Consider the following 22,410-nt stretch of genomic DNA (forward strand, 5'->3'; position numbering starts at 1 on the left):
AAATAAATTGAAAATCAAACGTTAAAATTTTGTGGGCGCCGGAAAGTAAAAAGGCACGCTATCCAGGGGATTCAGCGTGCCTTTCGGGCTACCGGGTAGGGCTGTTATTGTTCATTTTCATCCGTATAGCGTTTGGCTTTGTAGGCCGGGTGCATCAGGTTCTCTACGGAGAAGATGTCATCCAGCTCGGCTTCGGTCAGCAGGCCGCGTTCCAGCACCACTTCGCGCACGCTCTTGCCGGTTTCGGCGCAGATCTTCCCGACGATGTCACCGTTGTGGTGGCCGATGAACGGGTTCAGATAGGTCACGATACCGATAGAGTTGAAGACGTAGTGCTCGCACACTTCTTTATTGGCGGTAATGCCGTTGATGCATTTTTCCAGCAGGTTATAGCAGGCGTTGGTCAGGATATGGACAGACTCGAACATCGCCTGGCCGATCACCGGCTCCATCACGTTCAACTGCAGCTGGCCAGCTTCGGCCGCCATGGTAACGCAAGTGTCGTTGCCAATCACCTTGAAACACACCTGATTGACCACTTCCGGCACCACCGGGTTCACCTTGGCCGGCATGATGGAAGAACCCGCCTGCAGCTCCGGCAGGTTGATTTCGTTCAGGCCGGCGCGCGGGCCGGAAGAGAGCAGGCGCAGGTCGTTGCAAATTTTGGACAGCTTGACCGCCAGGCGTTTCAGCGCGCTGTGCACCATCACGTAGGCGCCGCAGTCGGAGGTGGCTTCGATCAGGTCCTCCGCCGGCACCACCGGCAGGCCGCTGACTTCGGCCAGCTTCTGCACCGCCAGCGGCTGGTAGCCTTCCGGGGTGTTGAGCGCGGTGCCGATGGCGGTGGCGCCCAGGTTGACCTCCAGCAGCAGCTCCGCGGTGCGGTGCAGGTTGCGGGTTTCTTCGTTCAACAGCACGCTGAAAGCGTGGAATTCCTGGCCGAGAGTCATCGGCACCGCGTCCTGCAGCTGGGTGCGGCCCATCTTCAGGATGGTCTCGAACTCTTTCGCCTTGCGGTCAAAGCCTTCGCGCAGCTGGTTGATGGCGTCGATCAGTTTTTGATTGGAGGCGTACACCGCGATGCGGAAACCGGTCGGGTAGGCGTCGTTGGTGGACTGGCATTTATTGAGGTGGTCGTTGGGGTTCAGGTACTGGTATTCGCCTTTCTGGTGGCCCATCAGCTCCAGGCCGATGTTGGCCAGCACTTCGTTGGTGTTCATGTTCAGCGAGGTGCCGGCGCCGCCCTGGAACACGTCCACCGGGAACTGGTCCATGCATTTGCCTTTATCCAGCACTTCGTCACAGGCCTGAATGATGACGTCGGCGATCTTGCGCGGAATCGTTTTTAGTTCTTTATTCGCCATCGCCGCGGCTTTTTTCACCATCACCATGCCGCGCACAAACTCGGGAACATCGCTGATTTTGCTGTTGCTGATATAGAAGTTTTCAATCGCACGCAGAGTGTGAACACCGTAGTAGGCTTCTGCGGGTACTTCACGTGTTCCTAACAGGTCTTCTTCGATACGAATGTTGTTTGACATGAGAACCTTCTCTATGTGTTGCTGCCGAATTAATAATTTGTCAGGTAACTAATTTATGTTGCCGAAGGCTTGGGGCATGAAACGATTAACCATATCGCCCGTTGCTGCCCAGATCATATGCTGGTCAGTAATAAATGACTGAATCCAGATCACCTTATGATGCTTATAAAAACGCACTTTTCCGGTTCTGTGATCTCTTTCACGTTTGCTAACTTTAGCAATAAAAAAGGGCCTTTGGTTGAAATGGCCGGCGGATGTCCCCATTCTATTCGGGTCGGCCTTGAACGGCCTCCCTTTTCGCGCAGCCGCCTTAGAGCGGCTGCGCCTTACCTACCGATAGGAGAACCAGGTGCGCTGGTTACCGCTACTGCTGATATTTCTGCTGGCTTACATAGAAATATCCTTATTTATCAAAGTCGCCGCCGTGCTTGGCGTGGCTGTCACCCTGTTGCTGGTGGTGTTTACCTCCTGCGTCGGCATTTCGCTGGTGCGCAATCAGGGCATGAAAACCTTCGTGCAAATGCAGCAAAAACTGGCTGCCGGCGAAAGCCCGGCGGCGGAAATGGTGAAAAGCGTTTCGTTGGTGCTGGCGGGCTTCCTGCTGTTGGTGCCGGGCTTCTTCACCGATTTCCTCGGCCTGTTGCTGCTGCTGCCGCCGGTGCAAAAAACGCTGACGCTGAAGCTGATGCCGCATCTGTCGGTCTACCGCCCAGGCGGATGGGGCCCCGGCGACGACGCCGCCAACGGCAACACCTTCGACGGCGAGTTCCAGCGTAAGGATGACGATCGCTACAGGCTGGAGCACCAGCCCGATGAGCGCGACAAGCGCAACGATCGCTAAAAAAACGCGGCTCGGGCCGCGTTTTTTGTTTCCGCCGCTGAGGATTGTCCTCAAAAGCGAAAATTTTTTTAGCTGGCCCCTTGAAGGGGGATGGAATGCCCCCATCTCAAATTCCACGAGGCCGGTAATAACAAAAATTCCGGTGAACAACCCTAAATCTGATAGAGACCTTCTTACAGGAGAGCGTTCAATGAGTATTCGTCCATTGCATGACCGCGTTATCGTCAAGCGCAAAGAAGTTGAATCAAAATCTGCTGGCGGCATCGTTCTGACTGGCTCTGCAGCGGGTAAATCTACTCGTGGTGAAGTGGTTGCAGTGGGTAAGGGGCGTGTGCTGGAAAGCGGCAACATCCAACCGCTGGATGTGAAAGTTGGCGATATCGTGATTTTCAACGACGGCTACGGCGTGAAAGCAGAGAAGATCGACAATGAAGAAGTGTTGATCATGTCCGAAAGCGACATTCTGGCAATTGTTGAAGCGTAATTGCGCTTTATCTTCTGAACTGAACGAGTTGAAGGGAAATACCAATGGCAGCTAAAGACGTAAAATTCGGCAACGACGCTCGCGTGAAAATGCTCCGCGGCGTGAATGTTCTCGCTGATGCAGTAAAAGTGACCCTGGGCCCGAAAGGCCGCAACGTAGTGCTGGATAAATCCTTCGGCGCGCCGACCATCACCAAAGACGGCGTATCCGTTGCCCGTGAAATCGAACTGGAAGACAAGTTCGAAAACATGGGTGCGCAAATGGTGAAAGAAGTTGCCTCCAAAGCGAACGACGCTGCAGGCGACGGCACCACCACCGCAACCGTACTGGCCCAATCCATCATCACCGAAGGCCTGAAAGCCGTGGCTGCCGGCATGAACCCGATGGATCTGAAGCGCGGCATCGACAAAGCCGTGGTCGCTGCGGTTGAAGAGCTGAAAAAACTGTCCGTACCTTGCTCCGACTCCAAAGCCATCGCACAGGTAGGCACCATCTCTGCAAACTCCGACGAAACCGTGGGTAAACTGATTGCAGAAGCGATGGAAAAAGTGGGCAAAGAAGGCGTCATCACCGTTGAAGAAGGCACCGGCCTGCAAGACGAGCTGGACGTGGTTGAAGGTATGCAGTTCGATCGCGGCTACCTGTCCCCTTACTTCATCAACAAGCCGGAAACCGGTTCTGTCGAGCTGGAAAGCCCGTTCATCCTGCTGGCTGACAAAAAAATCTCCAACATCCGCGAACTGCTGCCAGTGCTGGAAGCCGTGGCGAAAGCCGGCAAACCGCTGCTGATCGTCGCTGAAGATGTTGAAGGCGAAGCGCTGGCTACCCTGGTGGTCAACACCATGCGCGGCATCGTGAAAGTGGCTGCGGTTAAAGCGCCTGGCTTCGGCGACCGTCGTAAAGCCATGCTGCAGGACATCGCTACCCTGACTGCCGGTACCGTTATCTCTGAAGAGATCGGCCTGGAGCTGGAAAAAGCCACCCTGGAAGATCTGGGTCAGGCAAAACGCGTTGTGATCAACAAAGACACCACCATCATCATCGATGGCGTGGGCGACGAAGCCACCATTCAGGGCCGCGTTACCCAGATCCGTCAGCAGATCGAAGAAGCGACCTCTGACTACGATCGTGAAAAACTGCAGGAGCGCGTAGCTAAACTGGCCGGCGGCGTTGCCGTTATCAAAGTTGGCGCAGCCACTGAAGTTGAAATGAAAGAGAAGAAAGCCCGCGTTGAAGACGCCCTGCACGCAACCCGTGCTGCGGTGGAAGAAGGCGTGGTTGCCGGCGGCGGCGTTGCGCTGATCCGCGTGGCGGGCAAAATTGCCGGCCTGAAAGGCGACAACGAAGACCAGAACGTCGGTATCAAAGTTGCGCTGCGCGCGATGGAATCTCCACTGCGTCAGATCGTGATCAACGCCGGTGAAGAAGCCTCTGTTATCGCTAACAACGTGAAAGCGGGCGAAGGCAGCTACGGCTACAACGCTTACTCCGAAGAATACGGCGACATGATCGCGATGGGCATCCTGGATCCGACCAAAGTCACCCGTTCTGCTCTGCAGTACGCGGCTTCCGTGGCTGGCCTGATGATCACCACCGAGTGCATGGTTACCGATCTGCCTAAAGCTGACGCGCCTGACTTAGGCGGCGCCGGCGGCATGGGCGGCATGGGTGGCATGGGCGGCATGATGTAATCATCCCCCGCGCTCACGCGTGTTGAGAAACCCCGGTCTTCTGGCCGGGGTTTTTTATTTTGTGCTTTTTGCCGCACTGTATTTGATGATATTTTTGCAGCCCGAGGCGATTTAGCTGGTAAACTGATCGGTCTCAGCTGTCGCTCAAGACGTTGGCCAGCGTTCGGTGGCAACGGATGCTTAAGAGGTGGCAACGCTTTCTGATATACCCTATGAATTTCAAGTGACAGCCAGGCGCTTACTTGAGTAAGTCACTGGGGTTAGCGACAAATCTGTCGGGAACAGATTTGAACGCTGCTTGCAGCGGCCCCGGGGGGGCAAGACCCATGGATGGGCTTGTAAGCAGTCGACAAGGCTGCAACTTGAAAGACGACGGGTATAAGATTTTGCGTAATTCTCAACATCATATGGGGAACAAGATGCGGATTAAAGCCTTACTGGGTCTCTCGGCAGCCGTACTGCTGGCGGGTTGCAGCAACACTCATCAACTGACCGCTGCAGGTCAGCAGATTAAGTTCACCGACACCAAACCGGCGGCGGAATGCCAACTGTTGGGTGAAGTGACCGGCACCCAGAGCAACTGGCTGTCCGGCAACGGCGGCGAAGGCAGCTCGATGCGCGGTGCGGCTAACGATCTGCGCAACAAGGCGGCGGAAATGGGCGGCAACGTGATTTACGGCGCCAACAGCCCGAGCCAAAACCTGCTCTCGAGCTTCGCCCCGCTGGACAGCAAAATGGTCGGCCAGGTTTATAAGTGCCCATAAGGCACCGGCGCCGATAGCAGCGAACAAATAAAAAAAGAGGAATGCCCAGGCATTCCTCTTTTTGTTGCCCTCGCGGCGCTTCAGTTCTGCATCAGGTGCAGGTCGAGCGGCGTTTTGCTCGGTTTGCCGCCCACTTCACGCGTCAGGCGCGGCACCATATAGCCGGAAACCTTGCTCAGCAGCGCCTGCATGATGGCGCGCGCTTCGTCGTCGCTGACCATGAAATGCGCCGCGCCCTGCACCTTGTCCAGCACGTGGATGTAATAGGGCAGAATGCCGGCGTCAAACAGCGCGTTGCTCAGCGCCGCCAGCGTGTCGGCGTCGTCGTTGATGCCGCGCAGCAGCACGCTTTGATTGAGCAGCGTCACCCCGGCCAGCTTCAGCTGCGCCATGGCGGCCTGCAGCTCGCGGTCGATCTCGTTGGCGTGGTTGATATGGGTCACCATCAGCACCTGCAGGCGCGATGCCGACAGCCGCCGGCACAGATCGGGGGTAATGCGCGCCGGGATCACCACCGGCAGCCGGGTGTGAATGCGCAGGCGCTTCAGGTGCGGGATGGCTTCCAGCTCGCCGATCAGCCAGTCCAGTTCGCTGTCTTTCGCCATCAGCGGATCGCCGCCGGAGAAAATAATTTCATCCAGTTCCGGGTGTTGGCGGATATAATCCAGCGCCTGACGCCAGTTGGCCTTGTTGCCCTGGTTGTCCTGATACGGGAAATGGCGGCGGAAACAGTAGCGGCAGTTGACCGCACAGCCGCCCTTGACCAGCAGCAGCGCGCGATTGCGGTATTTGTGCAGCAGGCCGGGCACCACGCTGCGCTGTTCATCCAGCGGGTCAGTGGTGAAGCCGGGAGCGTTGATGAATTCTTCTTTGACGGTCAGCACCTGGCGCAGCAGGGGGTCATTGGCATCGCCCGGCCGCATGCGCGCGGCAAAGGCGCGCGGCACTCGCAGCGCGAATAGCCGGCGGGCATCGCGCCCCTGCGGCAGTTCCGGGTGCGTATTCAGTGACAAAAGCTGCAGTAATTCATCAGGATCGGTAATAACATCGGCGAGTTGATACAACCAATCTTCTCTATATGCCGTAGTTCGGGTTATAATGTGTGCCATTTTTTTGGCTAAGCTACCAGTTCAAATATTCAGAGGGCCATCATGGCGACTTATTCTAGCAACGATTTCCGTCCGGGTCTTAAAATCATGTTCGAGGGCGAACCTTACGCCGTCGAGTCAAGCGAGTTCGTTAAACCTGGTAAAGGCCAGGCGTTCGCCCGCGTAAAAATGCGCCGTCTGCTGACCGGCACCCGCGTGGAAAAAACCTTTAAATCTACCGACTCTTGCGAAGGCGCGGACGTAGTAGACACCAACATGAACTACCTGTACACCGACGGCGAGTTCTATCACTTCATGCACCCAGAGACCTTCGAACAGCATCAGGTCGACGGCAAAACCGTATCCGACGCGGCAAAATGGCTGCAGGACAATGCGGAATGTATCATCACCCTGTGGGACGGCCGTCCTATCGCCGTTCAGCCGCCGAACTTCATCGAAGCGGAAATCACTGATACCGATCCAGGCCTGAAAGGCGATACCGCCGGTACCGGCGGCAAGCCTGCGACCCTGAGCACCGGCGCCGTGGTTAAAGTGCCATTGTTCGTGCAGATTGGCGAAGTTGTCCGCGTTGACACCCGCTCTGGCGAATACGTATCTCGCGTTAAATAAGTTTCAAGGCAGAGGAACCCCCGCGGTTCCTCTGTTTTATCCCTTCCCGTCGACCGTTGGCAGAAAATTCGCATGATGAAGAAAACGCTGTTGGCCGTGATCTCCCTGTTGCTGCTGGCATCCCTAAGCGGCTGTAATACGTTTCGCGGCTTTGGCGAAGACGTTCAACACCTTGGCGGCGCTATCTCGCGCACGGCCAGCTAAAAGCATTAGCTCCACTTATCATTTAGACCAAAAAAACGCCATTTTAAACAGCGGCGTGCGTCAATGTTTACTAAGCTTAGAAGGCCGTACTTTTTCATCACGACAAATAAGGACTTTCCTATGCTGAAGAAAAGTATTATCGCCATTTTCTCTTTGATGATTTTGAGCTCATTGACCGCATGCAACACCACCAAGGGCGTGGGTGAAGATATCCAGGCCGGGGGCCAGGCCATTCAGCGCAGCGCGGAATAAGCGTGTTTCCAGACTCCGGTGGTATTCCATAAGCAGTAACGCCCGGTTCGTTTTGTGGAATACCGCTTTATGCCCGCCTTTCCGCGTTTGTCTTGCTGCGTTATAATTGCCCGGCATTTGTCATCAAGCTGAACGGGACGACCTGTTCACGCGTCATTACATCGGGGACGACCCCATGCTTATGGAGGCCGTCTCATGGCCTGGATTATTCTGCTTATCGCCGGTTTGCTCGAAGTGGTATGGGCTATCGGTCTGAAATACACCCAGGGTTTCACCCGCCTCACGCCCAGCATCATTACCGTCGCCGCGATGGTGGTCAGCATGTTGCTGCTGGCCAACGCCATGAAAACGCTGCCCGCCGGCACCGCCTATGCGGTCTGGACCGGCATCGGCGCGGTGGGGGCAGCGATTATGGGGATGATATTGCTGGGCGAATCGACCAATATCGCGCGTATCATCAGCCTGTGCCTGATTGTGGTCGGGATACTTGGCCTGAAGTTCAGCAGCCACTGATAACTCCAGTCACCTACCTAAAACAGGCGGCCAACGGACATTGGCCGCCGCAGCGGTTTACAGGGTGACGACCCCGATCAGGGTTACGACGCTGAGGATCGCCGCCAGCCCGTAGAACACCCATTTGCCGGCCGGCACGTGGATCTTCAGGTCATGCATGGCGTGGTGGATGCGGTGCAGGCCGCACCACAGCGGCAGAATGATCATCAGCAGCAGGAACAGGCGGCCGATCAGGCTCTGGCAGAACGCCAGCACCCGCTCATAGTCCAGCGCCTCGCCGGGGTACAGTCCCAGCGGCAGCAGTATGCCGACCAGCAGCACGATGGCCGGCGCGACTATCGCGCCCCACATGCCGCCGGCGCCGAACAACCCCCAGAAAACCGGCTCGTCGGAGCGTTTAGGTACTTGATTTATCATGTTTCCTCCGGATTACATCAGGGCGACGGCCAGAATGATCACGCTGACCACCAGGGTGACCGCCCACAGCCCTTTGACGATCGGTCCGGGCCCCATTTTTTCGCTGTTAACCACGATATTGGCGGCTTTCGGCGCCAGATCGAACCAGGTTTTGGTATGCAATGCCGCCGCCAGCAGCGCGACGATGTTGAGCAGCAGCACCAGCGGGTTTTGCAGAAAACCGACGAAACCGGCCCAGCTTTCCGCGCCGCCCTTCAGCGCGAACACGCCGTACAGCAGCACGATGCTGAACCACACCGCCAATACCGACGTGCCTTCACGCAGCATGTAGAAGCGATAGAAGCCGAGTTTCTGCCACCAGGTGGGCGTCATGGTGCGCACATAGGGCTTACGTTGTGTTGTCATGGCAATTTTTCTCCCTTATTGCGGCTTCAGCATGGCGATCATGAAGTCTTTGGCGCTTTCCACCTTGCCCTGCTGGATGGCGGCGGCCGGATCGACGTGTTTCGGACAGACTTCGGAGCAATAGCCGACAAAGGTGCAGCTCCAGACGCCGTTTTGACCGTTGAGCTGCGGCATGCGCTGTTTCTTGCCGCGGTCGCGGTTGTCCAGGTTGTAACGGTGCGCCAGGGTGATCGCCGCCGGGCCGATAAACTCCGGATTGAGGCCGAATTGCGGGCAGGCGGCGTAGCACAGGCCGCAGTTGATGCAGCCGGAGAACTGGTGATATTTCGCCATCTGCGCCGGAGTCTGTACGTTCGGGCCTTCTTCCGGTGTGCGGTCGTTGCCGATGATGTAGGGCTTAATCGCCTCCAGGCTCTCGATAAAGTGGGTCATGTCGACCACCAGATCGCGCTCGATGGGGAAATTGCCCAGCGCCTCGACCTTCATGCCGCCGGTGTATTCCCGCAGGAAGGTTTTGCACGCCAGCTTCGGCACCCGGTTGACCATCATGCCGCAGGAGCCGCAGATCGCCATGCGGCAGGACCAGCGGTAGGAAAGGTCAGGCGCCAGGTTGTCCTTGATGTAACCCAGCGCGTCGAGCAGCGAGGTCTGTTCATCGTAAGGCACGGCGTAGGTCTCGAAATGCGGCTCGGCGTCGCGTTCCGGGTTATAGCGCATGACTTCGATTTTCAGGGTTTTCATCTCAGCCATTGGCCTGCTCCTTATCCTTTTTCTCCTGCGCATCGGCTTCGGCGCCGTAAACGCGTTTGGCCGGCGGCAGCTTGGTGATTTTCACTTCGCTGTATTCCAGCCGCGGCGCACCGGCCGGGTTGTGGAACGCCAGCGTATGTTTGAGGAAGTTGACGTCGTCGCGCTCGGTGCAGCCCTCATCCAGACGTTGGTGCGCGCCGCGCGATTCCTTGCGGTTGAAGGCGGAGTGCGCCATGCATTCGGCGACGTCCAGGCCGTAGCCCAGCTCGATGCTGTACAACAGATCGGTATTGAACACGCTGGAGCTGTCGGTGATTTTGACCCGTTTGAAACGTTCCTTCAGCTCGGCCAGCTTATCGATGGTTTTTTGCATCAGCTCCGGCGTGCGGTAGATGCCGCAGCCTTCTTCCATCGACAGGCCCATTTCGTCGCGAATTTTCGACCAGTTTTCGCTGCCTTCCTGTTTCATCAGGTTGCTCAGCCGGGTTTCGACGTCGCGGCCCTGGGCGTCCAGCGCGTTGCCGTTGGCCGGGCCGCTTTCCAGCGCGCGGCGCGCGGCGTGTTCGCCGGCCACCCGGCCGAATACCACCAGTTCAGCCAGCGAGTTGGAGCCGAGGCGATTGGCGCCGTGCAGGCCGACGGAAGAGCATTCGCCGACCGCGAACAGCCCCTTGATGCGGGTTTCGCAGTGTTGATCGGTTTCGATGCCGCCCATGGTGTAGTGCGCGGTGGGGCGCACCGGGATCGGATCCTTCACCGGATCGACGCCGACGTAGGCCTTGGCCAGCTCGCAGATAAACGGCAGCCGCTCCAGCAGCTTTTTCTCGCCCAGGTGGCGCAGGTCCAGATAGACCACGTCGCCGCGCGGGGTGGCGACGGTGCGCCCGGCGCGCCATTCGTGCCAGAAGGCCTGCGAAACTTTATCGCGCGGGCCCAGCTCCATATATTTGTTTCTCGGTTCGCCCAGCGGCGTTTCCGGCCCCATGCCGTAGTCCTGCAGGTAGCGGTAGCCGTCCTTGTTGACCAGGATGCCGCCTTCGCCGCGGCAGCCTTCGGTCATCAGGATGCCGGAGCCGGGCAGGCCGGTCGGGTGGTACTGCACGAACTCCATATCGCGCAGCGGCACGCCGTGGTGGAACGCCATGCCCATGCCGTCACCGGTGACGATGCCGCCGTTGGTGTTGTAGCGGTACACGCGCCCGGCGCCGCCGGTGGCCATCACCACCGCATTGGCGCGGATCTGCACGCGGGTGCCTTCCATCATGTTCATCGCCACCAGGCCGCGCGCCTGGCCGTCGTCCACCAGAATGTCCAGCACGAAGTGCTCGTCGAAACGCTGGATTTGCGGGTATTTCAGCGAGGTCTGGAACAGGGTGTGCAGCATATGGAAGCCGGTTTTGTCGGCGGCGAACCAGGTGCGTTCGATCTTCATGCCGCCGAAGCGCCGCACGTTGACCGAGCCGTCCGGTTTGCGGCTCCAGGGGCAGCCCCATTGTTCCAGCTGGGTCATTTCGCGCGGGCACTGGTGCACGAAATGGTCGACCACGTCCTGCTCGCACAGCCAGTCGCCGCCGGCGACGGTGTCGTTGAAGTGGTAGTCGTAAGAATCGTGATCCTGAGTGACGGCGGCGGAGCCCCCCTCGGCGGCGACCGTATGGCTGCGCATCGGATAGACTTTAGAGATCAGCGCGATTTTCAGTTGAGGGTTGGCTTCCGCTGCGGCTATTGCTGCACGTAAACCAGCGCCCCCGGCCCCAATAATGGCAAGATCGGCGTTAAAGGTTTGCACTGCATTCCTCCAATGTTCGGTTAAGAACGGCAAGTTAAATATCTATGCTTAAAATTTAATGAAACGCTTCGGGTGCTAACTAATTGAACCGATTGATGTTAATTAAAGGTTAAGGATAGGTATCTCCCACCATTTGTGGGGAATTAACTATACCTAAAGTTAAGTAGGGGAAATTTGATGTGATCGATTGTTTTGTCGATTAATCGTTAGCCGACAGGCTGTTCTGCCATGACGGCGCGTTCAGCGTGCGTTCGCCTTTTTATCGCCCTTTTTGCCGCCCGATTGTCGGAAATCGACGCCGCTGCGGCCCGCCGACCCTGAAGAATTTGTTTGCGTGCCGGGATACGAGTAGACTGCATCCCCTGTTTGATTTCGGAGTAATTACCATGAGCGAAACGGCAAGCTGGCAGCCAAGTGCACCCATCGCCAATTTGTTGAAACGCGCAGCGATCCTGGCTGAGATCCGGCGTTTCTTCGCCGATCGTGGCGTGCTGGAAGTTGAGACGCCCACCATGAGCCAGGCGACGGTTACCGATATTCACCTGTTCCCGTTCCAGACGCGCTTCGTCGGGCCGGGCGCGGCGGACGGCCTGACGCTGTACATGATGACCAGCCCTGAATATCACATGAAGCGCCTGCTGGCGGCGGGCAGCGGCCCGATCTATCAAATGGGGCGCAGCTTCCGCAATGAAGAGGCCGGGCGGCATCACAACCCGGAATTCACCATGCTGGAATGGTACCGTCCGCATTACGACATGTACCGGCTGATGAATGAAGTGGACGATTTGCTGCAGCAGGTGCTGGACTGCGACAGTGCGGAAACCCTGTCTTATCAGCAGGCGTTCCTGCGCCATTTGGATCTCGACCCGCTGTCGGCGGAGAAGGCGCAGCTGCGGGAAGCGGCGGCCAAGCTCGATCTGAGCAACATCGCCGATACCGAAGAAGACCGCGACACGCTGCTGCAGCTGCTGTTCACCGTTGGGGTGGAGCCGCACATCGGCCGCGAAAAGCCGGCCTTTGTTTATCACTTCCCGGCCAGCCAGGCGGCGTTGGCGGAGATCAGCACCGAGGACCACCGCGTGGCGGAACGTTTCGAGGTGTATTTCAAGGGTATCGAACTGGCGAACGGCTTCCGTGAACTGACCGACAGTCGCGAACAGCGCCAGCGCTTCGAGCAGGACAACCGCAAGCGCGCGGAGCGCGGCCTGCCGCAGCACCCGATCGACAACAACCTGCTGGACGCGCTGCAGCACGGCATGCCGGAATGTTCCGGGGTGGCGCTGGGCGTCGACCGCCTGGTGATGCTGGCGTTGGGCGCCGAGAGCCTGAGCGAGGTGCTCGCCTTCCCGGTAGGGCGCGCATAGGATATCTTGTGGTGATAAAAGGGTTCGGTGTTGCATTGCACGCCGAACCCTTTTTGCATTATGCGCTTACAGGCCGCCGGATTCGCGTTTGGTGTTGGGCGGCGGGGTGGAAGCCGGCGTGCGGCCATTGCTGGTCAGCCGCGACAGCGTTTCGCTGCGCACCTGGAACGGCGGGTACGGCAGGGTGATGCCGTGTTCGCGGTAGCCCGCCAGGATCAGCTGGTGGATCTCGTGGCGCAGCGGCATGCGGTGGCCCATTTCGGCCGCGTAGATACGCATCTCGAAGATCTGAATGCCCTGCTGCAGATCGACCAGGTATACCTCCGGCGCCGGGTTGTCCAGCACCAGCGAGCAGCGCTCGGCGGCGTTGGTCAGGATCTTGGTGATCTCTTCGCTGTTGGCATCGGCCGGGGCCGGCACCGTGAGCACCACGCGAGTCAGGTTGTCCGACAGCGACCAGTTGACGAATTGCTCGGTGATAAAGGCTTTGTTCGGCACGATGATCTCTTTGCGGTCCCAGTCCGAGATGGTGGTGGCGCGGGTGTTGATCTTGGTGACGGTGCCGGTCAGATTCCTGATCGTCACCGTATCGCCGATGCGGATCGGTTTCTCGAACAGGATGATCAGGCCGGAGATGAAGTTGGAGAAGATCTCCTGCATGCCGAAGCCCAACCCCACGCTGAGCGCGGTCACCACCCACTGCAGCTTCGACCATTCGATGCCGATCCAGGAAAAACTGAGGATGGCGCCGAACAGCAACAGCAAATATTTGGTGATGGTGGTGATGGCGTAGCCGGTGCCCGGCGTCAAATCCAGGTGCTGCAGCACCGCCAGCTCCAACAGCGCCGGCAGGTTGCGCACCAGCTGCATGGTGACGATCAGCACCAGGATGGCGATCAATATCGCGCCGAGGGTGATCGGATGCGCCGTTTCCACGCCGTTGACCGTCGAGGTGACATCCCACAGCGAGATGTTTTCCAGGAAGGCGAAGGCGGAATGGATCTCCGACCACAGCACGATCACCGACACCAGCGCGATCATCGTCAGGATCGAGCGCACCAGCCGCAGCGACTGCGCGCTGATGGTGTCCAGATCGATCTCTGAATAATCCGTATCCATCGCGCCTTCGGTGCTGTTCGGCGTGTGCGGCGTTTCTTCTTCGCCGCGGGCGCGCTGGGCCAGAATGTCGGCGCGGCGCTGTTTGGCGCGGTCGAAGGCGATGCGTCGCCGCTGGATCAGCATCCAGCGGCGAATGATATGGTAAACCACCAGCAGGAAGAACCAGATCGCCACCGAGGTTTCCAGTCGGGCCAGCAGCGCCTGCGAGGTGGTGAGGTAGCCGACGCAGGAGGCCAGCGCGGCCAGCAGAGGCGCCGACAGCAGCAGCCCCCACAGCGCGGTGTTGACCATGTTCTCGCCGGAGCCGTTTTTGTCCAGATACAGCGGAATGCCGGCGCGTTTCAGGCTGTTGGTGACGATGGCCAGCGCCAGACACAGCAGGATAAAGCACAGCCGGCCCAGGGTATTGGCAAACTCGCGCTCTTTCAGACTGTCGAAGGTGATCAGCGCCATGATCAGCGGCACGATCAGCCAGATCGACATCTTGTAGTAGCGCATGGCGCGCGAAACCTGCTTCACCGGCCAGCGGAAGTGAACGATAAACAGCCCCTGCGGATGAGCGAAGGCGGCGCAGATCATGCACACCCACAGGATCGGCAGCGTGGCGGTAACCCCTTTGCCGATCGCCTCCGCCACCGGGTAGTTCCAGGCGCTCTGCAGGCCAAAACCGAGCGCCGCCCACAGCACCGGCAGCGGCAGCGCCACCAGAATCGACCAGAATACCGTGCGCACCGTCAGGAAGAACTCATCCTGCGTCACCTTGCCCACCCGGCTGCTGGCGCGCGCCAGGAAGGCGTGATAGTGCTTGCGCGAGCTGATGCTGAAAATCACCAGCAGCAGAGCGCCGAAGATCGGGACCAGGGTTTCGCGGCTGGTCACCATCATCATAAAGGCGCCGCCGAGCTGCGCCAGCGTATCCAGCGACAGCAGGCGCGTCAGATCGTGCGCGACGTTAATCGGGTAGGACAGGGAGACCGGATTGACGTCCGGCACCCAGAACAGATAGCGGTGGGTGGCGTCCCTGATTTCGTTCAGCGCTTCAATCAGCTGGGTGTTGGCCACCTTCAGCTTGGTCAGCTCGAGGATTTGGGTGTCGCAGCCGGACAGCAGCGAATTCAGCAGCTCGCGCTGGGTGCGCAGCTGGGCCTCGACGATGCGGCGTTCCGCACTGCTCAGCTCGCTGCCGTCGTCGCGCTTGAATTCGCGCTGCGACAGCTTCTCCAGCTGGCTCTCGAACTGCAGCCGCTGCACGCGCAGCTGGGCCATATCGCCGTCCAGCTGCTGAGGCTTGGGCATTTCCGGCAGGGTGGCGACCTGGGCGCGCAGGGTTTCCCCCAGCGCCGACGAGGAACCGAGCCACTGGGCCTGTTCGATGATGGTGCTCAACGCCTGCCGCACCTGCAGCGTTTGCGCCGCGGCCTGACGTTGCTGGGATGAGATCAGGTCCATGCGTTGGGCCTGGCTGTTCAGCGCGGCGGAAAGCTGGCGGTTGATCTGCAGCTGCTGGCCGATGCTTTTCGGCAGATCGCCATTCTGCTCGGCTAACTGTTCGGTTTTTTCCAACGCCAGTTCGGCTTCGCGTTGGCGCTGGGCATTGAGATTGTTGCGCAGCGCCTGCAGCTGGATGTCGATCTTCTCATGGCGCGTTTTGTAAACGTCGGCGCGCATCCGCGCCAGCTCCTGGCGGTTGTTGGCCGACAGCTGCGCCAGCTCCAGCTCGTCCACTTTGGCCTTGCGCGCCGCGGCTTCGGTCTGCAGCAGCGCCAGCGCCGCCTGGGCGTGCGGGGTGGTCGGGTTGGCGGGCTGTGCCTGCAGACGGCGCTGCACTTCGGTCAGCGAACGGCGGGCGTCGGTCTGCTGCTGCGGCAGCTGGCCCAGCGAATCGCTGATCTCCCGCGTGCGGTCCTGTTCCTGTTGCAACAGGCGCGCCTGTTCCAGCAGCAGGCTGCTGGCCTGCAGGATTTGCTGTTCCAGATCGCTGGCCGGCAGGTTTTCGCCGTTCGGCAGGATCTTGTTTTCTTCCAGCGTCAGCTGACGGCGCAGCTCCTGCGTCATCTTGGGGAAATCATCGATCACCCGCTGATACTGCTCGGAACGCGTCATCGACTCCTTGCGTTCCGCCAGCCAGTTGAGAGCGCTTTGCAGCGCCTCGGTGGTTTCCGCCTGATTAGGCGCGTTCTTGTTGCCCTCCGCCTGCTTCAACTCTTGTTTGAGCTGATTCTCGGTGGGTACCGTGGCGGCCAGCGCCGGTTGAAACAGCAAACAACCGAGCAGTAGCGTGATAATCAGGCGCACAGCGTCAATTCCTTCAGATCTGCGGTGATTCAGCGGTGGCAGGCGCGGCCGCGATTTCGGCGAAGGCTTCGCCCATGCGGGTGACGGTGCCGTTATTCAGCTGCGGAGCGAACTGCACGCTGTCTGCGGTGAACAGGTTGATCACCGTCGAGCCGAGCTTGAAGCGGCCCATTTCGGCGCCTTTCTCCAGCGCGACGGCGCCTTCTTCCCCTTCGGCGGGGTAGGTCCAGCGTTTGATGATGCCTTCGCGCGGCGGCGTGACGGTGCCGGCCCAGACGGTTTTAATGCTGCCGACGATGGTGGCGCCGACCAGGATCTGCACCATGGGGCCGATGGCGGTATCAAACAGGCAGATGACGCGCTCGTTGCGCGCGAACAGGTTCGGCACGTTGGCGGCGGTGAGCGGGTTGACCGAGAACAGGTCGCCCGGTACGTAGATCATTTCGCGCAGCACGCCGGCGCAGGGCATGTGCACGCGGTGGTAGTCGCGCGGCGCCAGGTAGGTGGTGGCGAACAGGCCGTGGCGGAACGGCTCCGCCAGCATATGGTTGCCGGCCAGCAGCGCTTCCAGGCTGTAGTGATGGCCTTTGGCCTGGAAGATCTGATCGTCGCGGATCGGGCCGAGCTGGCTGATGGCGCCGTCGGCGGGCAGCGCCAGCCAGCGGGCGTCTTCGATGATGGGCCGCGCGCCGTCGCGCAGCGGACGCACGAAGAAGTCGTTGAAGGTGGCGTAGGAGGTCAGGTCCGGATTTTGCGCTTCCTGCATATTCACGCGGTAATAGCGGGCGAAGGCCTTCACCACCAGCTGGGTCAGCCAGCCGGCCTGTTTATCCGCGCCCCAGCCCGCCAGGCGAGTCAGAGCCAGCTTCGGTAGCCAATACTGCAATTTAATCTTGATGCTATCCAGCACGTTAACCTCTTGAATAAGGGTAAAGGGCGCGCATTGTAACCCTGGCTCCGCCACAGTCAACGCCGCCCGTCATGATCAGTCTGCGGCGTCCGTCAGGTTCTTGCGAACCTTCACCTGCGCCATGCTTTCCAGTATGCGGTGGTAGTTGTCGAAACGCTCTTTCGCGATATCGCCTTTTTCCATCGCCGCGCGGATGGCGCAGCCTGGATCGGTGTCGTGGCGGCAGTCGCGGAACTTGCAACCGCCTAAATAGTCACGGAATTCGACAAAGCCCTGGGTGATTTGTTCCGGCTCCAGGTGCCACAGGCCAAACTCACGCACGCCCGGCGAATCGATCACGTCGCCGCCGTGCTGGAAATGGTACAGCCGCGCGGCGGTGGTGGTATGTTGCCCCAGCCCCGACACGTCGGAAACCTGATTTACCAGAATTTGCTCTTTGGACGGCGGCAGCAGGGCGTTCAGCAGGCTGGACTTGCCGACCCCGGACTGGCCGGCGAAGATGCTGATGCGCCCGACCAGCGCCTGTTCAAACGCCTCCATGCCTTCACGCGTCTGGCTGGAGACTTCCAGCACCCGATAACCGATTTTGCGGTAGGTATCCATCATGCCGTCGACCCGCTTGCGCGCTTCGGCGTCCAGCAGATCAATTTTGTTCAATACGATCAGCGGTTCGACTTCCAGCGTTTCGCAAGCCACCAGATAGCGATCGACGATGTTCAGCGAAAGCTCGGGCAGGATCGCCGAAACGATGACGATCTGATTGATATTGGCGGCGATCGGTTTTACGCCGTCATAGAAGTCGGGACGGGTCAGCACCGAGCTGCGCTCGTGCACCGCTTCGACGATGCCCTTAACCCCTTCATGGCTGCCGACGCCGGGGCGCCACACCACGCGATCGCCGGTCACCAGCGATCGCAAGGTGCGACGAATGTTGCAGCGGTGCTGGGAGCCATCCGCCGCTTCAACGTCGGCGTGCATCCCGAAGCGGCTGATCACGATGCCGTCCTGCGGCTCGCCCAATTGGGAATCATCCAGCTCGGGTTTGTTATCAGTGCGCTTCAGGCGGCGCTGATGGTTCGCCTGCACGCGGCGTTGTTGACCTTTGGACAGTTTGTTCTTGCTCACTGCGCCTCACTTGAATCGGCTTTTATCGCCCATGGCGACCAAAAAGACTATGATACACGCTATTTTATATTAAATAACCGTTGTTAGCCGCCATGTACGGCGCGGCGCCACCGGCGTCGCTCGCCGCCTTGCCCGCGCATTGTTTATCTTTCGGCTTTTATGCAGGAAATATCATGACAGGAAACGAAAACAACCTGATTTGGATCGATCTGGAGATGACCGGCCTGGATCCGCAACGCGACCGCATCATCGAGATCGCCACGCTGGTCACCGACGCCAACCTGAACATTCTGGCCGAGGGGCCGGTGATTGCCGTCCATCAGTCCGATGAACAGCTGGGCCTGATGGATGACTGGAACGTGCGCACCCACACCGGCAGCGGACTGGTGGCGCGCGTGAAAGCCAGCCGCCTCGACGACCGCGCCGCCGAGTTGGAAACCATCGCCTTCCTGCAGCAGTGGGTGCCGGCCGGCAAATCGCCGATCTGCGGCAACAGCGTGGGCCAGGATCGCCGTTTTCTGTTCCGTTACATGCCGGAGCTGGAAGCCTACTTCCATTACCGCTATCTGGACGTCAGCACGCTGAAAGAGCTGGCGCGGCGTTGGAAGCCGGAAATTCTCGGCGGCTTCAAGAAGCAGGGCACCCACCAGGCGATGGATGACATCCGCGAATCGGTGGCCGAACTGGCCTATTACCGCGAGCATTTCATTCAGCTGTAGTGGCTACGGGGCCCGTGCGCGCTGAAAAACGCCCGATTCCGCCGCTTAATTCGCCAGTTTGGCGCTTTAATCGGCAATCAAACAAAAATCGCGTTTTTTTGCTTTCAGGGGCTTGCGGCAAAAAGGATTTCTCGTATAATGCGCACCCCGTACCGATGAAGAATTTCGTTAAGTTCCGACATCGATACGCCGGGCGGGAATAGCTCAGTTGGTAGAGCACGACCTTGCCAAGGTCGGGGTCGCGAGTTCGAGTCTCGTTTCCCGCTCCAAATTCAACAATGCTGCTGATGCGGCGTGATGAATAAAAAAAGTGTCAGGCAGTACCCATGCGACGCGGGAATAGCTCAGTTGGTAGAGCACGACCTTGCCAAGGTCGGGGTCGCGAGTTCGAGTCTCGTTTCCCGCTCCAAAAAAATTCAAAGGCCATGCTGTTGTTTGATGGCCGGATGCCCAAAGCATCTCAATGCGGGAATAGCTCAGTTGGTAGAGCACGACCTTGCCAAGGTCGGGGTCGCGAGTTCGAGTCTCGTTTCCCGCTCCAATTTTCTCTTCGTTTCAAACTCAGTTCAACGCCTTCTCCGGCGCGGTTCTTTGTCCCGTTTTACACACCCCCTAAAAATGTTGTAAACAGAGTTATCCACAGCTTGCGTACATAACGTCGCCAGTTTAAAAAATCAACGCCACGCAAATGAAATATTTATTGCATTGATTTGTATGCATATTTATTTATGTGAAAACGTTATGCCGATCACTTGCTCTTTTTGTTGCAGTTGAAAGACAACGTGTTTTTATTTTTATGCACAAGTCCACAGACAGACTTTGCCGCTTGGCATGATAGGTCTGGCATTGGCTTTAGGCATCCCTCGGCAAACCTTTTTCCACAGCCCGTATCAGCCGCTTTTTCTGTGCCGTTTGCACCTCGACGCCCTGCGCTTCGCGGCGGGCCAACTGCTGCGCCAGCGCCCAGTCGATGTGTTCGTCCAGCATGGCGTCCTGTTTGAGGCGCGCGCGCAGCGCGATCACTATCTCATCCTGATAGGGCGCATTGCCCAACGCCACGGCGATATTGCGCAGCCAGCGCAGATGGCCGATGCGCCGAATGGCCGAGCCTTCGGTGATGCGCAGAAACTTTTCTTCCGTCCAGCCAAACAAATCGATCAGCTGCGGCGCATGCAGCGCGGCGCGCGGGCTGAAATCGTCCTCATCGGTCAGCTGCGAGAAACGGTTCCACGGGCAGATCAGCTGGCAGTCGTCGCAGCCGTAGATGCGGTTGCCGAGCAGCGGGCGGAACTCTTCCGGGATCGCCCCTTCCAGCTCAATGGTCAGGTAGGAAATGCAGCGGCGCGCGTCTACGGTATAGGGCGCGACGATAGCGCCGGTTGGGCAGGTGGTGATGCAGGCGACGCAGCGGCCGCACTGTTCTTCCTGCGGTTTATCCACCGGCAGCGGCAGGTCGATCAACAGCTCGCCGAGGAAAAACCAGGAGCCGGCCTCGCGGTTCAATATGAGTGAGTGTTTACCAACCCAGCCGATGCCGGCTTTGGACGCCAGCGCGCGCTCCATCACCGGCGCCGAGTCGACAAACGGGCGGAAGTTCAGCTCGCCGCAGTAGGCCTGGATCTGGTCGCCCAGCTTTTTAAGCCGCTGGCGCAACAGCTTGTGGTAGTCGCGGCCCAGCGCATAGCGGCTGACATAGCCCAGCTCAGGGTTTTGCAGCGTGTTGGCAAACGCCGCCTTGGCCGGCAGATAGTTCATGCGCACGCTGATCACCCGCAGCGTCCCCGGCAACAGCTCGTGGGGCCGGGCGCGCAGCATGCCGTGGCGCGCCATCCATGCCATTTCGCCATGGTACTGTTTGTCCAGCCACGCCTGCAGCCTGGGCTCTTCGGCGCTCAGATCGGTGTCGCAGATGCCCACCTGCTGGAATCCTAGCGATTGCCCCCATTGCTTGATATGTTGGGCGAGTTGATTGAGATCGAGGGGGTGCGTCATGACGGGCCACAGTAAGAGAGCATACTCCGACAGTTTACCACACTCTGTCTGGCCTGCGGACTGGATCCGTCAGGCGGAGCCCGCGGCGGCGGCGTCGCTGGGCATTTCACTCTACGACCTGATGCAACGCGCCGGCAAAGCGGCTTACGACCTGGCGCGCGACGAATATCCGGCCAGCAGCCACTGGCTGGTGCTGTGCGGCCATGGCAACAACGGCGGCGACGGCTACGTGGTGGCGCGCCTGGCCGCAGAAGCGGGCGTTGCGGTCACGCTGATCGCCTGCGAAGGCGCAAGGCCGCTGCCGCCTGAGGCCGCCGCGGCCCGGCGGGACTGGCTGGCCTGCGGCGGCGCCGTTGAACCGGTCAACGGTCGCTGGCCGGAAACGATCGATCTGATTATCGACGGCCTGCTCGGTACCGGCCTGGGCGCCGCGCCGCGCGCGCCGTACGATGCGCTGATTGAAGCCGCCAACCGCCACCGCGCGCCGACGGTGGCGCTGGATATCCCCTCCGGGCTGTTGGCGGCAAGCGGCGCGGCGCCCGGGGCGGTGATCCGCGCCGCGCACACCGTCACTTTTATCGGCCTCAAGCCGGGGCTGCTGACCGGCCAGGCGCGCGACTGGGTCGGGCAACTTCACCAGAGTACGCTAGGATTAGCTGACTGGCTGGCAAAGCAACGGGTGCCGATTCAGCGGTTTACCGCAGAAACGCTGCCGCAGTGGCTGCAGCCGCGCCGTCCTTGCTCTCATAAAGGCGACCACGGGCGCCTGTTGCTGGTCGGCGGCGATCGCGGCTTCGGCGGGGCTATTCGTATGGCGGCGGAGGCCGCACTGCGCAGCGGTGCCGGTTTGGTGCGAGTGCTTACTCACATTGAGCATATCGCACCGCTGCTGGCCGCCCGGCCGGAGCTGATGGCACAGGCGCTGGACGGCGAAACGCTGGATCAGGCGCTGGACTGGGCGGATGTGCTGGTGGTGGGGCCGGGGCTGGGCCAGGGCGAATGGGGTAAGAATGCGCTGAAAGTGCTGCAAGCCAGTGATAAACCGGCGTTATGGGATGCGGATGCGCTGAACTTGCTGGCATTAAATCCCGAGAAGCGTCAGAATCGCGTCATGACCCCGCATCCTGGGGAAGCGGCGCGGCTGTTGGGCTGCCGCACCGCCGACATTGAGAGTGATCGCTTACTTGCGGTGCGCAACCTGGTGTCTCGTTATGGCGGCGTGGCGGTGCTGAAAGGCGCCGGCACGCTGATTGCCGATGAGCAGGGCCAAATGGCGATCGCCGACGTCGGCAACGCCGGCATGGCCTCCGGCGGCATGGGCGATGTGCTGTCGGGCGTGATCGGCGGTTTGCTGGCGCAAAAGCTCTCGCTGTATGATGCCGCCTGTGCGGGCTGCGTGGTACATGGCGCAGCCGCCGATCGCCTGGCGGAAAGACAAGGAACCAGAGGCATGTTGGCGACGGATTTATTGCCGGACATCCTTCATTTCGTTAACCCTGAGTGGGCAAAATAGACTT

21 protein-coding genes and 3 tRNA genes are annotated in these 22,410 nt (G+C 59.5%); 14 read left to right on the forward strand and 10 right to left on the reverse strand.

Going from position 1 to position 22,410, the window contains the following annotated elements; genetic code table 11:
* Window positions 1–104 precede the first annotated feature (104 nt).
* The gene (aspA, locus tag D7I37_RS08955; protein WP_061800720.1) at window positions 105–1,541 is read right to left on the reverse strand and encodes an aspartate ammonia-lyase; all 1,437 of its coding nucleotides are present in this window, start codon (window positions 1,539–1,541) and stop codon (window positions 105–107) included.
* A 349-nt stretch (window positions 1,542–1,890) separates the two neighbouring features.
* Here aspA and D7I37_RS08960 point away from each other — a divergent pair, with 349 nt between their 5' ends.
* The 4 genes from D7I37_RS08960 (at window position 1,891) to D7I37_RS08975 (ending at window position 5,321) form a co-directional block, all read left to right on the forward strand.
* Complete coding sequence (locus D7I37_RS08960) at window positions 1,891–2,382, forward strand: FxsA family protein (RefSeq protein WP_129543570.1); 492 nt, start codon at window positions 1,891–1,893, stop codon at window positions 2,380–2,382.
* 190 nt (window positions 2,383–2,572) lie between these two features.
* Window positions 2,573–2,866: a co-chaperone GroES gene (locus D7I37_RS08965; protein WP_004952634.1), complete on the forward strand. Its 294-nt coding sequence runs from the start codon at window positions 2,573–2,575 to the stop codon at window positions 2,864–2,866.
* A 44-nt stretch (window positions 2,867–2,910) separates the two neighbouring features.
* Window positions 2,911–4,557 (forward strand): chaperonin GroEL, encoded by a 1,647-nt coding sequence (gene groL, locus D7I37_RS08970; RefSeq protein WP_061800525.1) that lies wholly within the window; start codon window positions 2,911–2,913, stop codon window positions 4,555–4,557.
* Window positions 4,558–4,976: 419 nt separating this feature from the next.
* Window positions 4,977–5,321: a DUF4156 domain-containing protein gene (locus D7I37_RS08975; RefSeq protein ID WP_061800523.1), complete on the forward strand. Its 345-nt coding sequence runs from the start codon at window positions 4,977–4,979 to the stop codon at window positions 5,319–5,321.
* Window positions 5,322–5,401: 80 nt separating this feature from the next.
* Here D7I37_RS08975 and epmB read toward each other — a convergent pair whose 3' ends face one another.
* Window positions 5,402–6,430, reverse strand: a complete 1,029-nt coding sequence (epmB, locus tag D7I37_RS08980) for an EF-P beta-lysylation protein EpmB (RefSeq protein WP_129543571.1) — start codon at window positions 6,428–6,430, stop codon at window positions 5,402–5,404.
* A gap of 42 nt (window positions 6,431–6,472) precedes the next feature.
* On the opposite strand from epmB, the gene efp reads away from it, so the two are divergent.
* The 4 genes from efp (at window position 6,473) to sugE (ending at window position 8,008) form a co-directional block, all read left to right on the forward strand.
* Entirely contained in the window at window positions 6,473–7,039 is a 567-nt protein-coding gene (gene efp, locus D7I37_RS08985; protein ID WP_061800519.1) for an elongation factor P, read from the forward strand.
* Between the two features lie 72 nt (window positions 7,040–7,111).
* Window positions 7,112–7,243, forward strand: a complete 132-nt coding sequence (locus tag D7I37_RS08990) for an entericidin A/B family lipoprotein (protein WP_061800517.1) — start codon at window positions 7,112–7,114, stop codon at window positions 7,241–7,243.
* Window positions 7,244–7,363: 120 nt separating this feature from the next.
* Window positions 7,364–7,495: an entericidin A/B family lipoprotein gene (locus tag D7I37_RS08995; RefSeq protein WP_061800515.1), complete on the forward strand. Its 132-nt coding sequence runs from the start codon at window positions 7,364–7,366 to the stop codon at window positions 7,493–7,495.
* 195 nt (window positions 7,496–7,690) lie between these two features.
* Entirely contained in the window at window positions 7,691–8,008 is a 318-nt protein-coding gene (gene sugE / locus D7I37_RS09000) for a quaternary ammonium compound efflux SMR transporter SugE (protein WP_061800513.1), read from the forward strand.
* 57 nt (window positions 8,009–8,065) lie between these two features.
* Here the strand turns inward: sugE and frdD are convergent, their stop codons facing one another.
* Genes frdD through frdA form a run of 4 tightly spaced genes read right to left on the reverse strand, consistent with a single transcriptional unit; the run spans window position 8,066 to window position 11,369 of the window.
* Window positions 8,066–8,425 (reverse strand): fumarate reductase subunit FrdD, encoded by a 360-nt coding sequence (gene frdD / locus D7I37_RS09005; RefSeq protein WP_129543572.1) that lies wholly within the window; start codon window positions 8,423–8,425, stop codon window positions 8,066–8,068.
* Window positions 8,426–8,437: 12 nt separating this feature from the next.
* On the reverse strand, window positions 8,438–8,830 hold the full coding sequence (gene frdC, locus D7I37_RS09010) for a fumarate reductase subunit FrdC (RefSeq protein WP_129543573.1): 393 nt from the start codon (window positions 8,828–8,830) through the stop codon (window positions 8,438–8,440).
* A 15-nt stretch (window positions 8,831–8,845) separates the two neighbouring features.
* Entirely contained in the window at window positions 8,846–9,580 is a 735-nt protein-coding gene (locus D7I37_RS09015) for a succinate dehydrogenase/fumarate reductase iron-sulfur subunit (protein WP_061800510.1), read from the reverse strand.
* Window positions 9,573–11,369, reverse strand: coding sequence for a fumarate reductase (quinol) flavoprotein subunit (gene frdA / locus D7I37_RS09020; RefSeq protein ID WP_061800509.1), 1,797 nt, complete (start codon window positions 11,367–11,369; stop codon window positions 9,573–9,575). Before frdA ends, D7I37_RS09015 begins: the two co-directional genes overlap by 8 nt.
* Window positions 11,370–11,755: 386 nt before the next feature.
* Here frdA and epmA point away from each other — a divergent pair, with 386 nt between their 5' ends.
* Window positions 11,756–12,733, forward strand: a complete 978-nt coding sequence (epmA, locus tag D7I37_RS09025) for an elongation factor P--(R)-beta-lysine ligase (protein ID WP_061800507.1) — start codon at window positions 11,756–11,758, stop codon at window positions 12,731–12,733.
* A gap of 66 nt (window positions 12,734–12,799) precedes the next feature.
* Here the strand turns inward: epmA and mscM are convergent, their stop codons facing one another.
* The 3 genes from mscM to rsgA form a co-directional block, all read right to left on the reverse strand.
* A complete protein-coding gene (mscM, locus tag D7I37_RS09030; RefSeq protein ID WP_129543574.1) occupies window positions 12,800–16,147 on the reverse strand; it encodes a miniconductance mechanosensitive channel MscM in 3,348 nt (1,115 codons plus the stop codon).
* A 13-nt stretch (window positions 16,148–16,160) separates the two neighbouring features.
* Window positions 16,161–17,057, reverse strand: a complete 897-nt coding sequence (asd, locus tag D7I37_RS09035) for an archaetidylserine decarboxylase (RefSeq protein WP_129543575.1) — start codon at window positions 17,055–17,057, stop codon at window positions 16,161–16,163.
* A gap of 75 nt (window positions 17,058–17,132) precedes the next feature.
* Window positions 17,133–18,182 (reverse strand): small ribosomal subunit biogenesis GTPase RsgA, encoded by a 1,050-nt coding sequence (gene rsgA, locus D7I37_RS09040; RefSeq protein WP_061800504.1) that lies wholly within the window; start codon window positions 18,180–18,182, stop codon window positions 17,133–17,135.
* Window positions 18,183–18,355: 173 nt separating this feature from the next.
* On the opposite strand from rsgA, the gene orn reads away from it, so the two are divergent.
* From orn to D7I37_RS09060, 4 genes are all read left to right on the forward strand, one after another.
* Window positions 18,356–18,901 (forward strand): oligoribonuclease, encoded by a 546-nt coding sequence (orn, locus tag D7I37_RS09045; RefSeq protein ID WP_061800503.1) that lies wholly within the window; start codon window positions 18,356–18,358, stop codon window positions 18,899–18,901.
* Between the two features lie 193 nt (window positions 18,902–19,094).
* Window positions 19,095–19,170, forward strand: a tRNA-Gly gene (locus tag D7I37_RS09050).
* 64 nt (window positions 19,171–19,234) lie between these two features.
* A tRNA-Gly gene (locus D7I37_RS09055) sits at window positions 19,235–19,310 on the forward strand.
* Window positions 19,311–19,366: 56 nt separating this feature from the next.
* Window positions 19,367–19,442 (forward strand) — tRNA-Gly (locus D7I37_RS09060).
* Window positions 19,443–19,753: 311 nt separating this feature from the next.
* Here the strand turns inward: D7I37_RS09060 and queG are convergent.
* Entirely contained in the window at window positions 19,754–20,893 is a 1,140-nt protein-coding gene (queG, locus tag D7I37_RS09065) for a tRNA epoxyqueuosine(34) reductase QueG (RefSeq protein ID WP_129543576.1), read from the reverse strand.
* On the opposite strand from queG, the gene nnr reads away from it, so the two are divergent.
* Window positions 20,892–22,406 carry a bifunctional ADP-dependent NAD(P)H-hydrate dehydratase/NAD(P)H-hydrate epimerase gene (gene nnr, locus D7I37_RS09070; RefSeq protein WP_061800500.1) on the forward strand — a complete coding sequence of 505 codons (1,515 nt, stop codon included), beginning with the start codon at window positions 20,892–20,894 and terminating at the stop codon, window positions 22,404–22,406. The genes queG and nnr overlap by 2 nt on opposite strands.
* The last annotated feature ends 4 nt before the right edge of the window (window positions 22,407–22,410 follow it).

This window comes from Serratia sp. 1D1416, assembly GCF_003641105.1.
GTDB classification, from domain to species: domain Bacteria; phylum Pseudomonadota; class Gammaproteobacteria; order Enterobacterales; family Enterobacteriaceae; genus Serratia; species Serratia ficaria.